This is a genomic window from Rhizobium sp. AP16, assembly GCF_000281735.1.
Classification (GTDB): domain Bacteria; phylum Pseudomonadota; class Alphaproteobacteria; order Rhizobiales; family Rhizobiaceae; genus Rhizobium; species Rhizobium rhizogenes.
In genome coordinates this window covers 74466-96796 of record NZ_AJVM01000006.1, presented here as the reverse complement: position 1 = coordinate 96796, position 22331 = coordinate 74466, and the positions used below count along the sequence as shown (strand labels likewise).

Genomic DNA, 22331 nt, shown 5'->3' with positions numbered 1-22331 from the left:
CGACTTGCCTCCCGGTAGCTTGTAACCTGCCGGGAGCTGTTGTGCCTTTAGTTGCCGCGCTTGGCCGTTCAGGCTTCGAAATAGGCCGGATGATCGATATCGGCGATAAGTCCAGGCTGTGTCGGCTCCCAGCCAAGCAGTTGGCGTGTTCGCGCGCTCGACGCCGGAGCGTCCCTCCCCACAAAATGCCCGATCCAGCCGAAATGATCTAGCGCTTCCTCGGCGGTCTTGCTGACAACGGGTACGTTCAGGCGCCGGCCGATCACCTCGGCGATGTCCTTGAACGGCACGTCTTCTTCGGCGGTTGCGTGATAGGGGCCGTCTGCCGCGCCGCGTTCAAGCGCAAGCCGATAGATACGGGCGGCATCCAGCCGGTGTACGCCCGGCCAACGGTTCAGCCCTTCGCCAATATAGGCCGAAACGCCTTTCTCCCTGGCCGCACGGATCAGGATCGGCACAAAACCATGATCGCCGTGACCATGAACCGATGGCGGAAGACGCACGACTGCGGTGCGAATTCCGCGCAGCGCCAGAGCGATAGCGGTCGCTTCGGAAGCGCGGGGGAAATTGTCGGATGGCTGAACAGCCGGATCGCTCTCGACCGAGGTGCGGCCCGGCGCCACCAATGCCGTTCCCGAGGTGACGATCAATGGACGGTCCGTTCCCTCCAGCGCGGCGCCAAGCGTTTCGATGGCGCGGCGATCCAGCTCGCAATTTGCCGCGAATTTTGAAAAGTCGTGATTGAAGGCGGTATGGATGACGCTGTCGGCGGCGGTGGCGCCACTGCGCAGGCTCTCCAGATCCTCGAGCGAACCATGATGGACCTCGGCGCCTGCCGTGGCGAGGGCTGTAGCTCCCGCATCCGAGCGGGTAAGACCGAGCACCTCATGCCCGGCGGCAAGCAGCTCCTTGACGACAGCAAAGCCGACCCATCCGGTGGCGCCGGTGACAAAGACACGCATGATGATTTCTCCTGATTTTGGTCGATGACCGCGTTCGCAGCCAGCACGAGCCAAGCTAGGAGATTGAAGAAGAACGATCTATGCTATAAAGTCCGTATTATCTTCGCAATCGTTCGGAAAAACCATGGATCCGCTTTCAGATGTTCTGTCGCTCCTGAAACCGCGCAGCTATATGTTCGGTGGCTTCGATGCGGGTGGCGGCTGGTCTATCCGGTTCGGCCAGCATGAAGGCATCAAATGTTATGCTGTTGTTTCCGGTCAGGGCTGGCTCGTGGTCGAAGGCGTTTCCGACCCGGTGCGGCTGACAACGGGAGACTGTTTTGTTCTGCCGCGCGGATGGCCCTTCGTTCTGACAAGCAATCCGTCTTTGTCGCCTATCGACTATCGCCAACTCTTTCCGACGCGACCGAACGGCAGCATGCGCGTCCTCAACAATGGCGGCGATTTCTCGATCGTTGGCGGGCACTTTACGCTGACCGGCGGGCATGTTGGTGTCCTCCTGGCGATGCTGCCGCCGATCGTCCATATCCGGACGGAGGCGGACAGAGAGTCTTTGCGCTGGTGCATGGAGCGCATGCGGCAGGAATTGCGTGAACCACAGCCGGGCGGATTCCTGATCGCACAACAGCTTGCCTACACGATGCTGGTGCAGGCGCTGCGGCTGCACCTGGCGGAGGGAGTGACGGGTGGCGTCGGTTGGCTCTTCGCGCTGGCGGACCGGCAGATGGCGGTGGCGATCACCGCGATGCACGAAGATCCGGCGCATCGCTGGACACTGGCGTCCCTGGCCGAGCGCGCCGGCATGTCACGAACGACTTTCACCCTGAAATTCAAGGAGACGGTCGGGACGTCGCCGATGGACTATCTGACGCGCTGGCGCATGATGGTGGCCGGCGAAAGGCTGACGCATTCCAGCGATTCCATTTCCGTAATCGCGCTCTCGCTCGGCTATGAATCCGAGAGCGCTTTCAGCACCGCTTTCAAGCGGATGATGGGCTGTTCGCCACGCCAATATGGCCGTGGTGCAGATTCTGCTGCCTCATTGCATGATCGGAGTGAGACTGTCGGTGCCGATCGCCGTGAAGCCATGGCGAGTTAAATGAACTACAGCGCAAGCTTGTAGCCGACATGGCTGCCGACAAATCCTAATTTCTCATAAAAGCGATGGGCATCCGGCCGTTCCCTGTCCGACGTCAACTGGACAAGAGTGCAGCCTCTGGCTCTGCATTGACCGATGGCCCATTCGAACATCTGCTGCCCCACGCCGGATCCCCGGTGCGCGACCGAGACCCTTACTCCCTCGATCTGTCCGCGCCAGGCGCCTTTGCGCGCCAATCCGGGGATGAAGGTGAGCTGGAGAGTGCCGACCACTTCCTTATGTAAGGTTGCAACCGCCTGAAGCTGGTTGGGGTCGGCAAGGATGGCCTGGAAGGCGTCGACATAGCGCGGGTTCGGCGGTGAGTTGGGATCCTCCCGTTGCTGCCCCAGGACGTCATCGGAAAGGAGAGCAATGATCGCCGGAAGATCGGCAGCTTGCGCAGGGCGAAAAGTAACGTCTGTCATCGAGATCATCTCCACATGGGGATGGTCGCAGATATCATATCTTGAGCGCATCGCGCCAATGGTGGACGCCGGATAACTCGATTCGCGTCCGCCGACGAGATCGGGCAGGCTGCCATCTGGCACCTTTAGACGATCATGATCGCCCTGACATCGTTGACATTGGTGAGCGTCGGGCCGGTTTTGACGAGATCGCCGAGTTCCGCGAAATAGCGGTAGCTGTCATGAGCGGCAAGGTAAGCGCGCGCATCCAGACCAAGCAGTCGGGCGCGGGCGAGCGTATCGGGCGTGACGATCGCGCCGGCGGCATCCTCGGTGCCGTCGATGCCATCGCTGTCGCCGGCGATTGCGTAGATGCCCTCCATGCCGGCAAGCCCGACCACAAGACCAAGCAGGAATTCCGTATTGCGCCCACCGGCGCCGGCCGGCCCCTTGCCGATCGATACTGTAGTCTCTCCGCCCGAAAGCAGCACCGCCGGAGTGCGGATCGGGAGTCCCTTTGTTTTCGCTGAGCGAGCGATGCCGGCCATGACAATGCCGGCCTCCCTTGCTTCGCCTTCTATGGCATCGCCAAGGATGAGCGGCGCAAGGCCGTTTCGCCTGGCCTCTTCAGCGGCGGCAGTAAGAGCGAGGGAAGGGGCTGCAATGATCGTGATCTCGTTTGGCAGGGCCTCGCGTTTCGGCGCTTCATCGCCGGCCTCGATCACCGCGCGCGCCGCCGGGGGTAGATCGAGACCGTAGCGGCGGATGATATCGCGCACATCGGCCATGGTGCTGGCATCGCTGACCGTCGGGCCTGAGGCGATGGCGGCGGGATCGTCGCCCGGTACATCGGAGATCACCAGCGTCACGACGCGGGCAGGCTGCGCGGCTTGCGCCAATCGTCCGCCCTTGATGGCGGATAGATGCTTTCGCACGGCGTTCATTTCGCCGATGGTCGCCCCACTCGCCAGCAGGGCGCGATTGACGGTCTGCTTGTCGACAAGCGTCATGTTGCCGGCCGGCGCGACCATGAGCGCCGAGCCACCGCCGGAGATGAGCGCGACCACGAGGTCATCCGGCGTCAGGCCTTTGACCGCCGCGAGAATGTCGCGGGCGGCCGTCTCGCTCATCGTGTCCGGCACCGGATGTGATGCTTCCAGGATGCGGATGCGTCCGGCCGGAACGGCATGGCCGTAACGGGTGACGACGACGCCCGAGACATCGACCTCAGGCCATGCCGCATCAAGTGCCGCCGCCATGGCGGCCGACGCTTTTCCCGCTCCCAGCACCACGCAGCGCCCCCTGGGCTTCTCCGGCAGGTGCCGCAGCACCGCGGCGGCGGGATCGGCACTTGCCACGGCGGCATCGAAGAGGCGGCGCAGGACCGCGCGGCTCTCTGCATCTGTCCAGCGCATGTTCCTGCCCGCTAGACGTTCGAGGAGTAGATTGCGTCCACCACCGCGTCGGTGACGTCCTTGGTGGTCGCGGTTCCGCCGACATCCGGGGTCAGGATGCCCGCGCCCGTGACACGCTCGACAGCGCGCATCAGGCGGGCGGAAGCGTCCTGTTCGCCGAGATGATCGAGCATCTGCGCTGCGGTCCAGAAGGTTGCGACCGGATTGGCAATGCCCTTGCCGGTGATGTCGAAGGCAGAGCCGTGGATCGGTTCGAACATGGAGGGAAAGCGGCGCTCCGGATCGATATTGGCCGTCGGCGCTACGCCGAGCGATCCGGCCAGCGCGCCGGCGAGATCCGACAGGATGTCGGCATGCAGGTTGGTGGCGACGATGGTGTCGAGGCTCTGCGGCTTCAGCGTCATGCGAACGGTCATGGCGTCGACCAGCATCTTGTCCCAGGTAACATCGGGGAATTCCTCGGCCACCTCGGCGGCGATCTCGTCCCACATGACCATGCCGTGTCGTTGCGCATTGGATTTGGTCACGACCGTCAGGAACTTGCGCGGGCGCGATTGGGCGAGCTTGAAGGCATAGCGCATGATGCGCGTGACGCCGACGCGGGTGAAGATGGCGACCTCGGTGCCGACCTCTTCGGGCAGGCCGCGATGCGCGCGGCCGCCATGGCCGGAATATTCGCCTTCCGAATTTTCGCGCACGATGACCCAATCGAGATCGCCGGGGCCGCAATTGCGCAGCGGCGGCGTGATGCCGGGCAGGATCTTCGTCGGACGGACATTGGCATACTGATCGAAGCCCTGGCAGATCGGCAGGCGCAGCCCCCAGAGGGTGATGTGATCGGGGACATCGGGCGCCCCGACCGCACCGAAATAGATGGCGTCGAACTTCTTCAGCTGGGAAAGACCGTCCGCGGGCATCATCACGCCATGCTTCTTGTAGTAGTCGGAGCCCCAGTCGAAGTTTTCGACGTTGAACCTGATGCCACCGTCACGCTTTTCGAGCGCGGCAAGAACGGTGGTGCCGGCGGCGATGACTTCCGGGCCGATACCGTCGGCGGGGATGGTTGCAATTGCATATTCGCGCATTTTTCTCTCCGTGAGATATGAAGTTTAGGACTGCTGGCCCGCAGCCTGGATTGCTGATGCTTTGGCCGCGGCGCGAGACAGGATGAGTGTGAGTGCCGCCGAGAGAACCAGGAGACCTGCGACGAAGCAGAGCCCGCCGGCAAAGCCGCCCGTCAGATCCTTGATCCAGCCGATCATCGAGGGGCCGACGAAGCCGCCGAGATTGCCGATGGAGTTGATGGTGGCGATGCCCGCCGCCGCAGCCGGCCCGGACAGGAACAGGGTCGGCATGCTCCACAGCGGCGGCTTCGAGCAGCTGATGCCGATATTGACGAGGGTAAGCGCGACGAGGACCGCAAGCACGCCGGTTGCCCCGGCGGCAAAGGCAAGCCCTGCTGCCGCCAGCAGGCAGGCGAGCACCACATGCCATGTGCGCTCGCCGGTCCTGTCGGAATGCCGCGCCCAGAGGACCATGGCGACGACCGCAAAGGTCGCGGGGATGGCGTTCAGGAAACCAACCTCGAGCGAGGAAAGGCCGAATTCCTTGATGATCTGCGGCGCCCAGATGCCGAGCGTATAGAGACCCGCCGACGTGCCGAAATAGACCAGGGCGAGCGCAAGGACGCGTATGTCGACGAGGCCCGCCCAAATGCTGTGGCTTGCCTTGACGCCTCTGCTCTTCTGCTCGTCTTCCATGGTCTTTACCAGCCAGTTGCGGTCTTCGTCGGACAGCCATTTTGCCTTGGCCGGGCGGTCGGTCAGGTAGAACAGTACGACGACGCCGAAGATGAGGGCCGGAGCCGCCTCGATCAGGAACATCCACTGCCAGCCGGCCAGACCCATCAACCCGTGCATCTGCATCAGCGCGCCGGAGATCGGCGAGCCCAGCACCGTCGAAAGCGGCGCCGCGGCCATGAATAGCGCGGTGACCGCAGCGCGGCGGCGCGCCGGGAACCAGAAGCTCAGATAGAGGATGATGCCCGGAAAGAAACCGGCTTCGGCAACGCCGAGCAGAAAACGCAGGACATAGAAGCTGGTTGCTCCCTGGACGAAGGCCATCAGGCCCGAAACGATGCCCCAGGTGATCATCACCCGGGCGATCCAGATGCGGGCGCCGACCTTGTTGAGGATGAGATTGGAGGGTACTTCGAACAGGAAATAGCCTAGAAAGAAGATGCCGGCGCCGAAGCCGAAGACGGTCGACGAGAAGCCGAGATCCTTGTTCATCTCCAGCGCCGCAAAGCCGATGTTCACGCGGTCGAGGAACGCGATGAGATAGAGCAGCATGATGAAGGGAACGATGCGAATTGTTATCTTGCGCAGAACGCGCGTTTCCAGCTCATTGGCCACGGCCATTTCCTCCCAGAATGATGACATTGGCGCACCTCCTGCGCCGTCACCCAACGATGGGAGAGAAACCGCTCGTGGACAATGAAACCAAAATTATATAAATTATCAATATAATAAGAGGGTAAATCTTTGGAATTGCAGCAGTTACGCTGTTTCGTTGCGGTAGCGCAGGAACTGCATTTCGGTCGGGCAGCGCGCATGCTGGGCATCCTGCCGGCCTCGCTCGGGCGGCAGATCCGGCTGCTCGAGGATTTTCTTGGCACGCGCCTCATGGAGCGGACGACCCGCAACGTCATGCTCACGCGGGACGGAACGGAGCTTTTGAAGGAGGCGAAGCAGGTTCTTGCGCAGGCCGATGCGATGACCGAGCGTTTTCGTCATCGCCGGCATCTTCCGCGCACGGGGATCAGGATCGGCGCGATCGACAGTGCGGCGGCTGGGCTCATCCCACAGCTCCTTCATGATCTGAAGCTGGAACATCCCGAAATCTCCGTGCAGATTTCGGAGGAAAAGACCGTTCGCCTGCTCCCGAAATTGATATCTGGCCGGCTCGACCTCGTATTCATCAGGCCTCCCGAAATCGTGGACCGGAAGATAAAGCTGCTGCGGCTTTTCAACGAAACGGCCGTTGTCGCGATCTCCGACCGTCATCGGCTTGCCGATCGCAAGAACATTGCTGTCGAGGAACTGGAGGATGAACCGCTCATCGTCCCCGATCGCCGCTCGAGGCCACATAGCCATGACATGACGATCAAGCTCTTCACCGAGGCTGGATTGACGGTCAGGATTGCGCAGATGGCCGACGAGAAGCAGACGATCGTCAATCTGGTGGCGGCCGAGATCGGCCTGGCGATCGTCCCCCAATGGACATCGCGGCTTGCGGTCTCCGGTGTCCGCTACATTCCGCTTCGCCCCGGTCGGGAACGGACGACGGGGCAGCTTCCCCTCTATGCGGCCTGGCTGAAGGGGGTGCGTGATCCCCTGCGCGATAGCCTGGTCGGTATTCTCATGAAGCATCTGGCGGTCTATTCGGAAAACGCCTGATGAGCGCATGCATCGTCTCGTGCCGCTCGCGATGCCCGCGCATTTGTTCTGCTCCTTTCCCCGATTGAAGACGTTGCAAGCCGGCTCGACATGGGGTAGTCAAAACATGATAATTAAACTCAAGAAATTTGAGGGGTGCAGCGCGCGTGCCGCAAGCTTCAGGCGGATGCGGCGGATGCAGGACCCGATATGAGCTGTTGGATCGCCAGGATCAGGACTTGGACATGTGATGACCGATATGTTGCATTCCCTTCACGCGGGCGAGGAGAAACGGCTTCATCGCTTTTTCCATCGACGGCTGAAGAACAGAGATGATGTTGCGGATGCGACGCAGGAGACATTCCTGCGGATGCTGGAAGCCTCGCATGCGACGCTCATCGAGAATCCGCAGGCCTATCTTTTCCAGGTGGCACGGTCGGTGGCGCGCGTCATCCTGACCCGGCAGACTAGGGAGCAGGCGATGTTTGCCCCCGACGATGCGGGCATGGAAGAACCCGACGATTTCCCCCTGCAGGACCGGATCGTCAATGCCCGGCAATGCCTGCTGATCATGGCAAAAGCAATCGAGGCGCTGCCGACGCGCTGCCAGCAGGTCTTCATTCTCAGCCGTCTGCGCGGACTTTCCAATGGCGAAATCGCCGCCGAGCTCGGCATATCCCGCAACATGGTCGAGAAGCATATCATCAAGGCGCTGCTGCATTGCAGGAAGGTCCGCGCCGCAATATTTTTCTGAACAGACGTCAGGAGACGGGCATCGTTTTGGCTCTTAGGAAGAGAGCCCGAACTGATGCACGCTTTTGTTGAGCCGAAGACAGGCCGATGGAACCATGAGCCGCAGTTGCGACGAAGAAATCGACGACCGGTTGGCGGAAGCCGCAGCCGGCTGGGTCGCGCGGCTGCAATCCGCCGACGCGACGGATCGGGACAGGGCCGATTTCCAGTGTTGGCTGCATGCCGATCCCTCCCATGCGGCTGCCTATGATGAAATGAACGCGCTGTGGGGCAGCCTCAGGGATGCGCCGGTCTCTCTCGACAGCTTGAAGGCGCCGCGCTCGTCCGGGGCGAGGGCGGTCGGGTTGGCAGTGATGCTGGGCGTGATCGCGGCTTCGTCCTATACGATCCAACAGCTGGGCCTGATCGATCGCTGGCACGCCGATTATTATACCGATGTCGGAGAGGTGCGATCAGTCGTGCTGGAGGATGGCACGCAGGTGGACCTCGATACCGACACGGCGATTGCCGTTCGCTATACGGCGGGGGAACGGCGTGTCGAACTGTTGCGCGGTCAGGCTTTCTTTGACGTCACCAAGAATCCGGCGCGACCGTTCGTCGTCGACGAAGGCCAGCTGAGCGCGACCGCACTCGGCACGCATTATTCCGTCCAGGCCCCGACCGGTTCGCTGCCTCAAATGGTCCAGGTCGAGGAGGGCATCGTCGAGGTCAAGACAGGCGGTAACGATACGGTCCTCAGGGCTGGCGATGCCATGACGGTCGATGCTTCCGGCAAGGCGACGCTCGCAAAGGCGGATGTGGCGAATGAAACGGCCTGGCGACAGGGCAAGCTGGTGTTTTCAGCGACGCCGCTGAGCAAGGTGGCGGAAACGCTCGCCCGATATCGTCGCGGACGCGTCCTCGTCGTCGACGCACAGGCGGCGGACCGAAAGGTCTCCGGGGTCTTTGACCTGTCCAATACCGATGAGGCCCTTGCCATCATAGAAAGCAATCTGCCGGTATCCGTGACCCGGGTCACGGACGTGCTGGTGTTCATTCGTTCGAAATAATCGAGATTTTTTCAAACGCGACGTCAGGAGGTCCCGGCCGTTTTCACTCTTTGTAAAGGAATGGCGCGTCCGGGCGGCGCGGCGTTGTTTAAGCGTAGGGATGATCAAGGGGGCCCGTGTGGCATCGATGAATTGGAAAGTGAGACGCGGCGCGTTCGCGGCGACGGTTTTTGTGGGCATTTCGGCATTTGCGGGCGCCGGCCTGGCGCAGACAGCCAATAAACCTGAGGCGGATGCCGGACAGACGACTGTCAACGTCTCCATACCGGCAGGATCGCTGGAAAGTGCCATTCTGGCCTTTGGACGCCAGGCGAATATCCGGCTGCTCTATCCGACGGCGATCACCGCTGGAAAGACCACGCGCGGGGTGAGCGGAAATCTCCCTGCCAAGGCTGCAGTCGCGCAATTGCTTGCCGGTTCGGGACTTGTCTACAGCTTCACCGGCCCGAATACCGTCCGCATCTATGACCGTGCCGATCAATCGGCTCGGGCCGGTGGTGTTGCGGCGGATGGATCGACCGTGCTTGAGCCGCTGGTCATCCAGGGCCAGGATCAGGGCATTAAAGGTGTTCTCGAGACGGACGGCTACGTCGGAAAATCCGGCCGATCGGCGACGAAGACCGAGACGCCGATCGCCGAGACGCCCCAGTCCATCTCCACGGTCTCGCAGAAGCAGCTGCAGGATCTGCGGCCGCAAAACCTCTCCGAGGCGCTGAACTATACGCCCGGCGCGCGCCTGGGCCAGTATGGCGCCGAGCCGCGATATGACGCGTTCAAGGTCCGCGGCATCGACCTCACCTATACCGGTATCTTCCGCGATGGGCTGCGTCAGATCGCCAGCCCCAACGGCCTGTTCCGATTGGAGCCTTACGGTGTCGAAGCGATTGCCACGCTGCGCGGTCCTTCGGCGTCCGTCTACGGCGCCAGCAGCTCCGGCGGCATCGTCGACATCATTTCCAAGCGGCCGACGGAAGAAAAGCTGCGCGAAATCGAGGTCCAGTACGGCTCCTATGGCCGGCTTCAATCTGCCTTCGATTTCTCCGGTCCGGTCACGGACGACAATACGCTGCTCTATCGCGTGACGGGCCTGGTGCGCGACGGGCGCAACCAGATCGCGGCGATCAAGGACGATCGGCAGTACATCGCGCCGGCTCTTACATGGCAGCCTGACGAAGACACCAAGCTGACGCTGCTCGGCGAATACATGAACTCCACGACTGGCGGGACCTGGGGTTACATCAACAAATACGGGCTTGCCGGCACCTCGATCGGTGCGACGTCTGAATATGGCGGCGATGCCCGCTTTAACGATTTCAAGCAGAAGCAATGGCGGATCGGCTACGAGCTGGAGCAGGCGCTGAGTGATTCCGTCACGCTCTATCACAAGCTGCGCTATTCCGACATTTCCGCCAGGCAGGAGTGGGTCTTCGCTGATTACCCCGGCATCGTCCGCGAGGACAATAGCGGGCTTGCGACCGACACCTACCTGAAGACCGATTTCGACACCGGGCCGCTTCAGCATCAGCTGATCACCGGCATCGATTACAGCTACATGAAATACACCTCGCGCCAGGGCAGCGGTCCGGACCTGTTTACCGACAGCTACTCCTACATGCCGAATATCAACTACAGCGAAACCCAGAAGCAGAATTCGCTCGGCATCTATGTGCAGGATCAGATCGAATATGATGCCTGGCGCTTTACCGCCGGCCTTCGTCACGACTGGCACAAGAGCGATTACACGCCCGGCGGCACGAGTTATTCCCGCGACGATAGCGAAACGACGTTCCGTGTCGGCCTCGGCTACGTCACGCCATGGAACGTCATGCCCTATGTCAGCTATGGCACGTCCTACGTTGCCAATCCTGGCGTGATCCAGACCTTCAACAGCGTTGCGCAGCAGGCAGATCCCACGCTCGGCAAGCAGATCGAAGTCGGCGTCAAATACCAGATCCCCGACCGGAACGTCTCCATCACCGCGGCATTGTTCAATATCGATCAGGAGAACGCCACCGTTTACGAGACCTCTTCCGGCCTTAACCTGCTGCGGCAGCTCGATCTGAAATCCCGCGGCTTCGAACTTGAGGCAACGACATCGCTGGATAACGGCCTGAACCTGATTGCCGCCTATTCCTATAACGACGTCGAAATCACCAAGCTTACCTCGGAAACCAAGGGCAATACGCTCAATTCCTCGCCCTACCACATGTTCTCGCTGTGGGCCGATTACGAGGTGCAGAGCGGTGCGCTGGAGGGATTGGGTATCGGCGCCGGGCTTCGCTATGTCGGTTCGAGCTTCGGCGACAACGTTCACACGCCGGTCCTCGACAACAAGGCGCGCACCTTCGTCGATGCCTCGCTTCGCTATGATCTCGGCAAGATCAATCCTTCGTTCGAGGGCGTGCGGCTGCAGGTCAATGCGACGAACCTGCTGAACGAAGTCAAGCAGGTTTGCACCACGGGCTTTTGCTACTGGGATGAAGGCCGCAAGGTTGTCGCCAGCGTGCGGTATCGCTTCTGATGACGACGGTTCCGTCCGTTGCAAGCTCTCCGTCTCCGGCCGCGGTCTTCATCGCGGTCGGGGGCCTCTATATCGCCCAAAGTGTCATCGGCGGCGTGACCATGCTCGGCCTGCCGGCGGTCTTGCGCGCGCAAGGACTGCCCCTGGACCAGATCGGCCTGCTCTATCTCACCGTCATTCCATGGACGCTGAAATTTCTCTGGTCGCCCTATGTCGAGCGCTTCCGCCTGCCGGCGCAGGGGCACAACCGGTCCCGGTTGATCGTATTTGCCGGCGGATTGCTGTGTGCCGCCGGTCTCGCCGCCATCGGCCTCACTGGTCCTTATCCGCTGGCGCCGGTGCTGTGCGTGCTCTTGCTGGTCGCGCTGGTGACGTCGACGGTGGATATCGCCTGCGATGGTTATGCGGTCGAGACGCTTGCCAAGGAGCATCACGGTTGGGGAAACACCGCGCAGGTCGGCGGCTCCTATCTCGGCTCGGCAATCGGTGCTGGCCTGTTTCTCGTGCTGGTGGATAGCATAGGCTGGAGCTACGCGGCCTTTGCCATGGCATTCCTCGTCATCATCCTGGGACTGCCGTTCGTGTTCGGGCCAGCAACCCGCAGCACAATCGAGACACGGCCGCATGCGCCCTCGCTATTTCTGGCTCTCAAGCGTCCGCAAGTACAGAAAGGCCTGATGATCGCTGCGATCTACGTGGCGGGCCAGAAATGGGGGCTCTCTATGCTCGGCCCTTTCCTGATCGATCGCGGTTTCGATCTGTCCACCATCGGCGCCTTGAACGGCATCGGCAGTATGGTTGTCGGCTTTAGCGGCGCGCTCTTGGGCGGCCTGCTGGTGCGGCTCTGGGGCGCTATCACGGTGCTGATCCTTGCCATCCTGTTGCAGGCAGCACTCCTCGCGGGCCTGGCACTCTTCAGTCTCGACGACAGTTTGCCGGGGGTCTTCATCATGCCGATAGCCATTGCCAGCTCGTCGGGAGTGATGTCCGTCGGCTTCGTTGCGCTCTATTCCCAGTTCATGGGCTGGTCGGATCCGAAGCAGGCCGGGGTCGATTTTACGCTTTTCCAGTGCGCAGACGGCTTGATCAGCATGGCCGGCGGTCTTGGCGCTGGCTGGATTGCCGAACATCTCGGCTACGCCGTCTTCTTCACCACAGCTGCGGTCATCGCGGTCCTCGCCGTGCCGGCCATTGGCCTGCTGATGCGAGGCGCCAACGGCAACGCGGTTGCGATAGTGCGACCTGCGGATGGCCTTTAGGAACAGAACCGGAGAACGAATTGCAAGCCAGCACCATCATCAGGAGCGACCGGGCAGGGGCACTTGTCACGGATTTCGCCGAGCGCTTTCGCGATGTCGCCAATGTCGAGGCTGAGGGCGGAAAAGCAACACTCATTTCCCGCTATGGCCGCGCCGATCTCACAGCGCAAGGCGATGCAATCTCGATTGCCGTGGCCGCAAAGGACCAAATCGATCTTTGCTATATCAAGATGGTCGTGGCGGAATATTTCTCTTCGGCCGCGGCTCCTGATGCGGTGCGCTGGTCCGGCGATGGCGAAGCCGAGAGCAGCCTGCCGCCGTTTTTCCGCGAGATGAGGGTGGTTTCGGCGGAGAACGTGACGCCGCAAATGCGACGGCTGCGTTTGAGCGGGGCGGAGCTGAACAGCTTCGCCGCCGATGGGCTGCATGTTCGTCTGCTGTTTCCCCCGAGAGGATCCAAGCCGGTATGGCCGGCCTTGGGCGCGGACGGCAGGATCGTCTGGCCGGGCGGAGACGACAGGCTTGTGTCGCGTGTCTATACCATCCGCTCGCGGGACAGCGAGCGTGGCGAAATCGAGATCGATTTTGCCCTGCACGATCATGAAGACGGTGGAAGCCCCGGCGCCTCCTTTGCGGTGCATGCTCAGCCGGGCGATCTTGTCGGATTGTTCGCGCCGGCCGGTGGCGAGATCCCGAGGGCGCAGTCGCTCGTTCTCTGCGGCGACGATACCGCCCTGCCGGCGATCGCGCGGATATTGGAGGAAATTCCGTCGTCGGTCAGCGCCAGATTGTTCATCGAGATCGACAATCCGGATTGCCGATATGAATTGCGCAGCGGCGAGAATATCGAGCTCAACTATCTCTACCGGCAAGGTCGGCCGGCGGGAACGACCGGTCTGCTGCCCGAGGCGCTGAGCCACCTCGATGCCGATAGTCTGGGAGAGGATATCTATTTCTGGGCCGGCTGCGAGTTCGGCGACTTCGTCGAGCTGCGCAAGCTCGCGCGGCGGACCTGGAAGCTGCCACGCGAGCGGCATCTGGTCGTCGCCTTCTGGCGACGGGGTTTTGCGGAAGGGGAATCGGCAAAGCAGGCCTGACGGAGGAGCGTCGCTATTATCAAAGCTCTATCTCAGGAGTCCTGATGACGGCGCCTGACGCTACGCACGAAAAACCAGACGCTGACGACGATGATCGGCACGGAGATGCCCAGCGCGATCGAAAGCATCGGCTCCACGATATCGTGGCCTAATCCTTTTGCGGCGTAGTTGACGAGCCCAACGATATAATAGGAGATCGCAGCCACCGAGAGGCTTTCGACTGTTTGCTGCAACCGGAGCTGAAGTTTCACTCTTCGATCCATCGATGTGAGCAGTGCCGTGTTCTGCCGTGCAAGTCCCACATCCACCCAGGTCCTTAAGAGCTCCGTAGTTCTCGAAAGCTTGATCGACAAGCTTTCCTGACGCTCCTCGACAGATTTGCAAGTCCGCATCGCTGGTGCGAGCCGACGCTCCAGGAAGGAGCCCAGGGTCTCGCCCGCAATCGGTTCTTCCCCTAAAGTGGCGATCCGTTCGCTCACGATGAAATCATATGCCGTGCTCGCTCCGAAACGATAGAGCGATTGAGCGGCATTGGCCTGCAGTTCGGATGCGAGACGAGTGATTTCGGCGAGCATCTCATCCGCATTCTCCCATACCTGGCCCTTCATTCGTTGGGTGACCGCCCCGAGAGCTTCCTCGATCGCGCGTATTTCGGGCGACAATGATTGAGCAAGCGGCAATGCCAGCATTGCCAGGGTGCGGTAGGTTTCGATGTCGAGAAGACACTGGACCGTTGCGCCGCGACCGAGATCGGTTAGGCCTCGATCTATGAGCAGCATGCGGGTGAGGCCATCGCCGTCCTGGCGAAAGTCGGTGGCGACTTCTGCCAACCCGTCGCGAATCCGGCTGCGGCAAAGGCTGGCACCGTCGAACGAGGTGAGTGCCGCTTCCGCCTGCGCGCCCTCCGGCCATATCTCCAGCCGGATACCGGAAATGAAGCTTCCCGGAGCGTGGAAGCTGCCGCCAAAGGGGTGCAACGCAATCGCGGTCCAGGGGGCCGCCATGGCTGGTCCATCCCAAAACCAAGTCGAAAATTCGGTATGGCGTTCCCAGCGCAAGGTCCCTTGGCCCCATTGCACGGTGCAATGCCTCGATGTTCGATCCGGCACGGACACACCTTGAGAGCGCGCCATAGTCTCGATGGCCTCATGGTGACTTGTCTGGCCGGTCTCCATCAGGAACGCCAATTGGAGGATCACGCGCGGAGACGTTACGGCGACAAAAGGACGTGCATGTATTTCACCGAGCGCCTGGGCGCGATTTTCTGCCGGCGGGAATGATAGGGAGGCGGTGGACGGCTTCTTGCTCGCGGCCTTTTGCTCTTTCACCATCTATCTGCGACCTCCGACCTCATCGATACACCAAGTCAGCAGGAGCTTCGCAATCCTTGACGGCACCCGTGTCCCCTCCAGCTCAAAGAGGGATACGTGTTCGATGAGCATATATTCACCTTCCTTTTCGAGGTTCGAGACTGATCGAGAGCGGCACTGTTTTAACAAGGGAACTTTACATAAGAGGAGCAGGGCGGGCCACAGGCATTCGGCAATGTTTTTCGGCGTAAGTCATTTAATCTACTATTTTTATAGACTACCTGCGCATTCGATGTTTATGTAACGGTCGCTGATCGTTCCGATCCGGCGTCCGTTTCTCCATCCCGAGATGCTCCCATGACCCAATCGAACACCATCGCCAACGATGCTCCCGCTCCGAAGGTCATCGAGCGTATCGCGAGCTATGTCCCTGAACTCGTTGCGATCCGTCAAGACATTCATACGCATCCGGAGATCGGCTTCGAGGAGATCAGGACCTCCGGCATCGTCGCCGACAAGCTGGCGTCCTGGGGCATCGAAGTTCATCGCGGTATCGGCAAGACCGGTGTCGTCGGGCGTCTGGTTGGGCGGCATCCGGGTAATCGGTCGGTGGGGCTCAGAGCCGACATGGACGCGCTGCCGATGCCGGAAGAAACCGGCTTGCCCTATGCTTCCATCTATCCGAACCGCTTTCACGGCTGCGGTCACGATGCCCATACCGCCATTCTCCTCGGCACCGCGCGTTATCTTGCCGAGACCCGAGATTTCGCCGGCACCGTCATCTTCATCTTTCAGCCAGCGGAGGAAGGTTTGGGCGGTGCCCGTGCGATGATCGCCGACGGACTGTTCGATCGTTTTCCCGTTGACGAGATCTATGGACTCCACAATGCAACTTTTCTGGCGCCGGATCATCTGCATGTGACCGCCGGAACGGTGCTTGCCGGCGCAGACTTCTTCGACGTGACGTTCAAGGGCAAGGGCGCGCATGGTGCTCATCCGGATGCCGGACGTGATCCGATCCCGGCGATCACCGAGCTTGTCCAGGCGCTTCAGACCATCGTCAGCCGCAACGTCCCGCCAACCGAGCCCGCGGTTTTGTCGGTCACCAAGATCGGGGCCGGCTCGGCCTATAACGTGATCCCAGAGACGGCGAGCGTCGGCGGGACGATCCGCGCCTTTTCCGATGGGGTCAGAGAGCTGATCCGCTCCCGGCTCACGACCATCGCCCGGAACGTCGCGGCCGCCCATGATCTCACGGCCGAAATCGATATCCGCGATATTTTCTCAGTCCTGACCAACCATGCCGAACATGTCGATATCGTCGCCGACATCGGGCGCGAGGTTCTGGGGCCGACACGGGTTTCGACAGCGCCGAAGCGGGCGATGGGCAGCGAGGATTTCGCGGACTTTTTGTTGCACGCGCCCGGAGCCTTCTTCACGCTCGGCCATTCCGGCACTGTTCCGGCCCACAATCCCGGTTTCATCGTCGACGACGCCATCCTGCCGGTCGGCGCGACATTGTTCGCCCGCCTCGCGGAGAGCAGGCTCAAGGCTGCGTGAAAGCTCCGAGCGGACCAACGATGCGTGCTGCGTAATGCAGCCTCCAATTGCCCTGAACGGGAATTGCCCGAGGCCGGGACAGGCTGAAGGTTCATTCTCCGCAGCAACTCAAATATAGCATAGTAATTCCATAAACAATATTGATTGATCCGGTCGGTGCGATACCCTCTCGATACATTCCAGTTCGAGGCATCAGATGACAATCGCACGTAATTTGAAGACATTGACGCTCTTGGGGTTCGTCTCCTTGGCGCTTCCCCAAGTGGCCTTCTCGGCCGAGGACAGCAAGCCGGTGCAGGGTGGGACGCTGATCTATCTGGAGCAGCAAGCCCACACGAATCTTTATCCGCCGGCTGGAGGCTTCTATCCGAACGGTGGTATCCTGAATCAGATCACCGACAAGCTGACCTATCAAAACCCCAAGACGCTGCAGGTCGAGCCGTGGATCGCCGAGTCCTGGGCCGTCAATGACAGCGCGACGGAATATACCTTCAAGATCCGCAAGGGCGTCACCTTTTCCGATGGCACGCCGCTTGACGCCAGCGCTGTCGCCAAGAATTACGATACCTTCGGCCTTGGCAACAAGGAGCTGAAGCAACCGGCTTCCGAAGTCATCAACAACTACGATCACAGCGAAGTCGTCGATCCCTACACCGTGAAGTTCTATTTCAAGAAGTCGTCACCCGGCTTCCTGCAGGGCACGTCCGTGATCGGCTCCGGCCTTGTTTCGTTGAAGACGCTGGCGCTGCCCTTCGATCAGCTCGGCGACGCGACGAAGATCATTGGCTCCGGCCCCTTCGTCGTCGAGAGCGAGACGCTCGGCAAGCAGCTCGCGCTGAAGGCTCGTGCGGATTACAATTGGGGTCCGGCCAAGCTCGAACATCAGGGCAGGGCCTATCTCGACGGCATCAAGTACATCATCACCGGCGAGGATAGCGTTCGCATCGGCGCGCTGCTCTCCGGCCAGGCCGATTTCATCCGTCAGCTCCAGGCCTATGACGAGAAGCAGGTAAGCGACCAGAGTTTCGCGATCTATGCCGCGCCGACGCGCGGCGTCAACGACAGCGTCGCCTTCCGGCCGGACAATCCGCTCGTCGCCGATATCAAGGTCCGCCAAGCGCTCCTGCATGCCACGGATAACAAGGAGATCGTCGACACGCTGTTTTCGGCGAATTATCCGCGGGCAAAGTCGATCATTTCGTCGGCCGCCGCCGGCTATGCGGATCTATCCTCGAAGCTTGCCTACGATCCGGCGCTTGCCGAAAAGCTCCTTGACGAAGCTGGCTGGACCAAGGGTTCAGGTGGCGTGCGGCAGAAGGATGGCAAACCGCTGGCACTCGCCGTTTATGAGTCCTTGCCGCAGCCGCAGAACAAGGCCGTGCTCCAGCTCGTCGCGCAGCAATGGGCCAAGATCGGCGTCAAGCTGCAGGTGCTTGCCGGCACGTCCGGCAATCTGGTGACGGACAATGTCGACCCGGCAAAGACGCCGCTCGTCGTCGCCGAAGTCGGTCGCGCCGATCCTGACGTCATCAAGAGCCAGTTCTATCCGAAAAACCGCGACGCGCTGTTGCAGAAGGGCGGGCTCAATCCGAAGGCTACCTTCTTTGACGAAAAGCTGAACGGCATCCTCGAGACCGTCGCCTCTGAGACGGACAGCAGCAAGCGGCTGGCAGCCGCCAAGGCAGCACAGGAATATCTGCTGGATCAGGCCTATGTCATTCCGTTCTTCGAGGAACCGCAGGTGTTTGCCGGCGCCCCTTATGTGAAGGGGATCGCTTTTGAGGCCGTCGGCCGGCCGGCATTCTACAGCACCTGGCTCGCCGAGCATTGATGATGGCGTTTGGCCCGGCATTTCGCCGGGCCGACGTCTGTTGAAGGCATGGTAATCGGCATGACAAGATACATACTATCGAGGATCGGACAGTCCCTGCTCGTTCTCTGGGCGGCGTTCACGGTATCCTTCGTGCTGCTCCAGTCGATGCCGGGCGATGCGGTGCTCATCAAATTCCAGAGCCCGGACTATGGGCTCAGCCCAGAACAGCTTGCCGATATCAGGGCTGCCTATGGCGCCGATGGATCGATCCTGCAGCAATATGTCCATACGATCTGGAATTTCCTCACCGGTCATTTCGGCTATTCATTACAAGCAGGCGTTGCCGTCAGCACTCTGATCGCCACCAATCTGCCGTCGACGCTGTTGCTTGCAGGCTTCGGCTTCCTGGTCGCCGCCATTCTGGCCGTCCTCATCGCCGTATTGTCCAATCTCCCAGGGCTTGCCTGGCTACGCGGTGCCATCCAGTCGCTGCCTTCGCTTTTCATTTCCGTGCCGACCTTCTGGCTCGGCATTATGTTCATTCAGATATTCTCGTTTCGGTTCCGGCTGGTCCCGGTGATCAATCCGGGACCCTGGGAAGGACTGGTCCTGCCGATCCTCACGGTGGCCGTGCCGATTTCCGCGCCGCTTGCGCAGATCCTGTTGAAGAATATCGACGAGGTCCTGACGCGCCCCTTCGTGTCGGTGGCGCGCGCCAAGGGTCTTTCGCATATGCAGGTTCTCTGGCGGCATGTCGCCAAAAACACGCTCCTGCCGGTTCTGACGGTTGCGGGATTGTTGTTAGGACAGTTGATCGCAAGCGCGGTCGTCACCGAAACCGTCTTCGGCCTGAACGGTATCGGCGGGCTGACGAAACAGGCGGTGGATAGCCAGGACGTTGCCGTGCTGCAAGCGATTGTCGTCATCGCGGCGACAGCCTTCGTCACCATCAATCTCGTCGTCGATCTGCTCTATCCGATCCTCGACCCACGCCTCAAGGCGAAGCTGGGAACGACGCGATGACGATCTTCGAAACCGCTGAACGTCATCATAATACCGACGCTGCCGATCCGATTGACAGCGCGCAGGTCACGCCGCTGGACGGCGGTGAAGGGCAGGCCGAGGCGCGCCGCTTCTCGCTGCGCATTCAACCCGGCCTCGTTCTCGCTTGCCTGGTGCTTGCGCTGGTCGTGCTATGGGCGATCTTGCCTGGCGTTTTCACGGTCTATGATCCGGTGCAGGGACTGCCCGGGCAGCATCTGCGGCCGCCGAGCGCCGCGCATCTCCTCGGCACGGATTCACTGGGCCGCGACCTTTATGCCCGTATCGTCTATGGATCGGTGCATTCGCTGTCAGGGGCACTTGCCGCCGTCGGCATTGCGCTTGTCGTCGGAACGACGCTGGGTGTTCTCGCCGGCTCGCTTGGCGGAAGGCTGGAGACGGCCATCATGCGGCTAGTGGATGTCATGTTGTCGATTCCGGACCTGCTACTGTCGCTCAGCATCGTCGTCCTGCTCGGCTTCGGCACGGTCAATGCGGCAATCGCAGTCGGCATCACCCTGATTGCGAAGTTCGCGCGGCTGGTGCGCTCGGAAGTCGTCACCGTGCGGCGAAGCGACTATGTCGAAGCCGCGTTCGGCAGCGGCGGCACTTTCTTCAAGGTGCTGTGGCGCCATATCCTGCCGAACTCGCTGACCTCGGTCATCGCTTTTGCCGCACTTCAGGCCGGCTGGGCTATTCTTCAGCTCTCGACACTCGGCTTTCTCGGCTATGGCGCGCCGCCGCCGACGCCGGAATGGGGTCTGCTGATTGCGGAGGGACGCAATTACATCGCGACCGCCTGGTGGCTGACAGCTGCCCCCGGCATCGTCGTCGTGCTGGTCGTCATCTCCATCAACCGCATCAGCCGGGCAATCGGGAGTGTCAATCGATGATGATTTCCGCAGGGAGCACATCAGGTGAAACGGGCGTACCCGTTCTGGACGTCTCCGGCCTGACGATCGCCTATCGTGACCGGAGCGGGTCACGTCCAGCCGTTCATGGCATCGATTTCAAGGTGAATGCCGGGGAGGTCGTGGCGCTGGTGGGCGAATCCGGCTCCGGCAAGAGTTCGACGGCTCAAGCGCTGATCGGCCTGCTGCCCGAAGGTGGGCTTCTGCAGCAGGGTAGCATCCGGTTGAATGGCCAGAATATTGCCGGCTGGCCGCAAAAGCGGCTGGACGGCATTCGAGGGTCGGTCATCAGCCTCGTTCCGCAGGATCCGGGTAATTCCCTCAATCCGGTGCGGACGATTGGCGATCAGGTTGCCGAGATCCTTATCATTCATGGCAGGGCATCCGGGGCCGCCGCCTATCTTCAAGCGATCGAGTTGCTGGAGCGCGTTGGCCTCAACCAGCCGCGACTTCGCGCGAAACAATATCCGCACGAGTTGTCTGGCGGGATGCGGCAGCGGGTGCTGATCGCTATCGCTATCGCGCTGAAGCCTTCGCTGATCATCGCCGACGAGCCGACGAGCGCGCTCGATGTCACCGTGCAGAAGCACATTCTCGATCTGATCGATGATCTGCGCCGGGAATATGGCACGGCCATCCTGTTGGTGACGCACGACCTTGGCGTTGCCGCCGACCGATCAGACCGGCTCATCGTCTTGCAGCATGGCCGCATTCAGGAGCAAGGGCGCACTGCCGACATCGTCCGAAACCCGCAGAGCGCCTATACGCGCCGGCTGCTTGCCGATGCGCCTTCCCTGAACGCGCGCGTGCCCCGCGCCGCGCGGCCGAACGTCGAGGTATCCAAGCCGGCTGACGACATCATTGTCGTCGACGGGCTGGTTCAGGATTTCGGTCCCGGCGGCAAAGGGGGCAGTTTTAGGGCCGTCGACGGTCTGTCCTTCCGCGTCAGACGCGGCACCACGCATGCGATCGTCGGCGAATCCGGCTCCGGCAAGACGACCGCCATACGCATCGTCTCCGCCTTTCAGCGGCCGACAGCCGGCAAGGTCTTCATCAACGGGCTCGACCTGTCGTTGCTGCGCGGCGAGACACTGCGGCTTTTCCGCAAGAAGATCCAGCTGGTCTACCAGAACCCCTTCAGCTCGCTTGATCCGCGCCAGACGATTGCGAGGATCGTCGAGGAGCCATTGCTGAATTTCGAGCGGCTGCCGCAGGCTGATCGACTGGCAAGGGTGACTGCGACGATCGAAAAGGTCGGCCTTCCCGCCGATGTCCTGCAACGGCGGCCGCATGCGCTTTCGGGCGGACAGCGCCAACGTGTCGCGATTGCCCGCGCGCTGGTGCTCGACCCGGAAATTCTCGTTCTGGACGAGGCGGTTTCCGCGCTCGATGTGACCGTTCAGGCACAGATCCTGTCGCTTCTCGACGAGCTTCAGCGCGAGCTCGGCCTGACCTACCTGTTCGTCTCGCATGATCTTGCCGTGGTCCGGCAGATCTCCGACACGGTCTCCGTCCTCAACGATGGCAAGCTGGTCGAGGGCGGCCCGATTGACGACGTCTTCGGCAATCCACAGAGCGCCTATACGCGCGAGCTGATAGATGCCGTTCCGGGCAAGAAATTTCCGCGGCTTCTCGAGCCCACCCACAGCAATGCAGGATGA

The 22331-nt window shown here is 61.3% G+C and carries 18 protein-coding genes; 12 read left to right on the top strand and 6 right to left on the bottom strand.

Features of this window, described 5'->3' with window-relative positions; translation table 11 throughout:
* Nucleotides 1–68: 68 nt before the first annotated feature.
* Nucleotides 69–962 (bottom strand): SDR family oxidoreductase, encoded by an 894-nt coding sequence (locus PMI03_RS05045; RefSeq protein ID WP_007690531.1) that lies wholly within the window; start codon nt 960–962, stop codon nt 69–71.
* A gap of 124 nt (nt 963–1086) precedes the next feature.
* Here PMI03_RS05045 and PMI03_RS05040 point away from each other — a divergent pair, with 124 nt between their 5' ends.
* Complete coding sequence (locus tag PMI03_RS05040) at nt 1087–2061, top strand: AraC family transcriptional regulator (protein WP_007690530.1); 975 nt, start codon at nt 1087–1089, stop codon at nt 2059–2061.
* A 5-nt stretch (nt 2062–2066) separates the two neighbouring features.
* Here the strand turns inward: PMI03_RS05040 and PMI03_RS05035 are convergent, their stop codons facing one another.
* From PMI03_RS05035 to PMI03_RS05020, 4 genes are all read right to left on the bottom strand, one after another.
* Nucleotides 2067–2525, bottom strand: coding sequence for a GNAT family N-acetyltransferase (locus PMI03_RS05035; RefSeq protein ID WP_007690529.1), 459 nt, complete (start codon nt 2523–2525; stop codon nt 2067–2069).
* 125 nt (nt 2526–2650) lie between these two features.
* Nucleotides 2651–3919, bottom strand: a complete 1269-nt coding sequence (locus PMI03_RS05030; protein WP_007690528.1) for a glycerate kinase — start codon at nt 3917–3919, stop codon at nt 2651–2653.
* 11 nt (nt 3920–3930) lie between these two features.
* Nucleotides 3931–5004 carry a tartrate dehydrogenase gene (locus tag PMI03_RS05025; protein WP_007690526.1) on the bottom strand — a complete coding sequence of 358 codons (1074 nt, stop codon included), beginning with the start codon at nt 5002–5004 and terminating at the stop codon, nt 3931–3933.
* Nucleotides 5005–5028: 24 nt separating this feature from the next.
* Nucleotides 5029–6360, bottom strand: a complete 1332-nt coding sequence (locus PMI03_RS05020) for an MFS transporter (protein ID WP_007690523.1) — start codon at nt 6358–6360, stop codon at nt 5029–5031.
* A 102-nt stretch (nt 6361–6462) separates the two neighbouring features.
* On the opposite strand from PMI03_RS05020, the gene PMI03_RS05015 reads away from it, so the two are divergent.
* The 6 genes from PMI03_RS05015 (at nt 6463) to PMI03_RS04985 (ending at nt 14035) form a co-directional block, all read left to right on the top strand.
* Complete coding sequence (locus PMI03_RS05015; RefSeq protein WP_007690514.1) at nt 6463–7377, top strand: LysR family transcriptional regulator; 915 nt, start codon at nt 6463–6465, stop codon at nt 7375–7377.
* Between the two features lie 229 nt (nt 7378–7606).
* Entirely contained in the window at nt 7607–8110 is a 504-nt protein-coding gene (locus tag PMI03_RS05005) for an RNA polymerase sigma factor (protein WP_007690511.1), read from the top strand.
* Between the two features lie 94 nt (nt 8111–8204).
* A complete protein-coding gene (locus PMI03_RS05000) occupies nt 8205–9158 on the top strand; it encodes a FecR family protein (RefSeq protein ID WP_007690509.1) in 954 nt (317 codons plus the stop codon).
* A gap of 127 nt (nt 9159–9285) precedes the next feature.
* Nucleotides 9286–11679, top strand: coding sequence for a TonB-dependent siderophore receptor (locus tag PMI03_RS04995; RefSeq protein ID WP_007690508.1), 2394 nt, complete (start codon nt 9286–9288; stop codon nt 11677–11679).
* Nucleotides 11679–12938 (top strand): MFS transporter, encoded by a 1260-nt coding sequence (locus PMI03_RS04990; RefSeq protein WP_007690506.1) that lies wholly within the window; start codon nt 11679–11681, stop codon nt 12936–12938. Before PMI03_RS04995 ends, PMI03_RS04990 begins: the two co-directional genes overlap by 1 nt.
* Nucleotides 12939–12958: 20 nt before the next feature.
* Nucleotides 12959–14035: a siderophore-interacting protein gene (locus PMI03_RS04985; protein ID WP_007690505.1), complete on the top strand. Its 1077-nt coding sequence runs from the start codon at nt 12959–12961 to the stop codon at nt 14033–14035.
* A gap of 32 nt (nt 14036–14067) precedes the next feature.
* On the opposite strand, the gene PMI03_RS04980 is transcribed toward PMI03_RS04985, so the two are convergent.
* Nucleotides 14068–15366, bottom strand: a complete 1299-nt coding sequence (locus PMI03_RS04980; protein WP_007690503.1) for a DUF3422 domain-containing protein — start codon at nt 15364–15366, stop codon at nt 14068–14070.
* A gap of 336 nt (nt 15367–15702) precedes the next feature.
* Here PMI03_RS04980 and PMI03_RS04975 point away from each other — a divergent pair, with 336 nt between their 5' ends.
* From PMI03_RS04975 to PMI03_RS04955, 5 genes are all read left to right on the top strand, one after another.
* Nucleotides 15703–16905 (top strand): M20 aminoacylase family protein, encoded by a 1203-nt coding sequence (locus PMI03_RS04975; protein ID WP_007690500.1) that lies wholly within the window; start codon nt 15703–15705, stop codon nt 16903–16905.
* Between the two features lie 196 nt (nt 16906–17101).
* Nucleotides 17102–18736 (top strand): TIGR04028 family ABC transporter substrate-binding protein, encoded by a 1635-nt coding sequence (locus PMI03_RS04970; RefSeq protein WP_007690498.1) that lies wholly within the window; start codon nt 17102–17104, stop codon nt 18734–18736.
* A gap of 60 nt (nt 18737–18796) precedes the next feature.
* Complete coding sequence (locus tag PMI03_RS04965; protein WP_007690496.1) at nt 18797–19741, top strand: ABC transporter permease; 945 nt, start codon at nt 18797–18799, stop codon at nt 19739–19741.
* Nucleotides 19738–20652, top strand: coding sequence for an ABC transporter permease (locus PMI03_RS04960; protein ID WP_007690487.1), 915 nt, complete (start codon nt 19738–19740; stop codon nt 20650–20652). The genes PMI03_RS04965 and PMI03_RS04960 overlap by 4 nt, the downstream gene beginning before the upstream one ends.
* Nucleotides 20649–22331: an ABC transporter ATP-binding protein gene (locus PMI03_RS04955; protein ID WP_007690485.1), complete on the top strand. Its 1683-nt coding sequence runs from the start codon at nt 20649–20651 to the stop codon at nt 22329–22331. The genes PMI03_RS04960 and PMI03_RS04955 overlap by 4 nt, the downstream gene beginning before the upstream one ends.

Excerpts from the sequence above, each read along its gene's own strand:
- PMI03_RS05030 (WP_007690528.1), bottom strand. The coding sequence starts at position 3,919 with ATGCGCTGGACAGATGCAGAGAGCCGCGCGGTCCTGCGCCGCCTCTTC.
- PMI03_RS05040 (WP_007690530.1), top strand. The coding sequence starts at position 1,087 with ATGGATCCGCTTTCAGATGTTCTGTCGCTCCTGAAACCGCGCAGCTAT.
- PMI03_RS05020 (WP_007690523.1), bottom strand. The coding sequence starts at position 6,360 with ATGTCATCATTCTGGGAGGAAATGGCCGTGGCCAATGAGCTGGAAACG.
- PMI03_RS05045 (WP_007690531.1), bottom strand. The coding sequence starts at position 962 with ATGCGTGTCTTTGTCACCGGCGCCACCGGATGGGTCGGCTTTGCTGTC.
- PMI03_RS04965 (WP_007690496.1), top strand. The coding sequence starts at position 18,797 with ATGACAAGATACATACTATCGAGGATCGGACAGTCCCTGCTCGTTCTC.
- PMI03_RS05005 (WP_007690511.1), top strand. The coding sequence starts at position 7,607 with ATGACCGATATGTTGCATTCCCTTCACGCGGGCGAGGAGAAACGGCTT.
- PMI03_RS05035 (WP_007690529.1), bottom strand. The coding sequence starts at position 2,525 with ATGACAGACGTTACTTTTCGCCCTGCGCAAGCTGCCGATCTTCCGGCG.
- PMI03_RS05000 (WP_007690509.1), top strand. The coding sequence starts at position 8,205 with ATGAGCCGCAGTTGCGACGAAGAAATCGACGACCGGTTGGCGGAAGCC.
- PMI03_RS05025 (WP_007690526.1), bottom strand. The coding sequence starts at position 5,004 with ATGCGCGAATATGCAATTGCAACCATCCCCGCCGACGGTATCGGCCCG.
- PMI03_RS04960 (WP_007690487.1), top strand. The coding sequence starts at position 19,738 with ATGACGATCTTCGAAACCGCTGAACGTCATCATAATACCGACGCTGCC.
- PMI03_RS04970 (WP_007690498.1), top strand. The coding sequence starts at position 17,102 with ATGACAATCGCACGTAATTTGAAGACATTGACGCTCTTGGGGTTCGTC.
- PMI03_RS04975 (WP_007690500.1), top strand. The coding sequence starts at position 15,703 with ATGACCCAATCGAACACCATCGCCAACGATGCTCCCGCTCCGAAGGTC.
- PMI03_RS04955 (WP_007690485.1), top strand. The coding sequence starts at position 20,649 with ATGATGATTTCCGCAGGGAGCACATCAGGTGAAACGGGCGTACCCGTT.
- PMI03_RS04990 (WP_007690506.1), top strand. The coding sequence starts at position 11,679 with ATGACGACGGTTCCGTCCGTTGCAAGCTCTCCGTCTCCGGCCGCGGTC.
- PMI03_RS04980 (WP_007690503.1), bottom strand. The coding sequence starts at position 15,366 with ATGGTGAAAGAGCAAAAGGCCGCGAGCAAGAAGCCGTCCACCGCCTCC.
- PMI03_RS04995 (WP_007690508.1), top strand. The coding sequence starts at position 9,286 with ATGAATTGGAAAGTGAGACGCGGCGCGTTCGCGGCGACGGTTTTTGTG.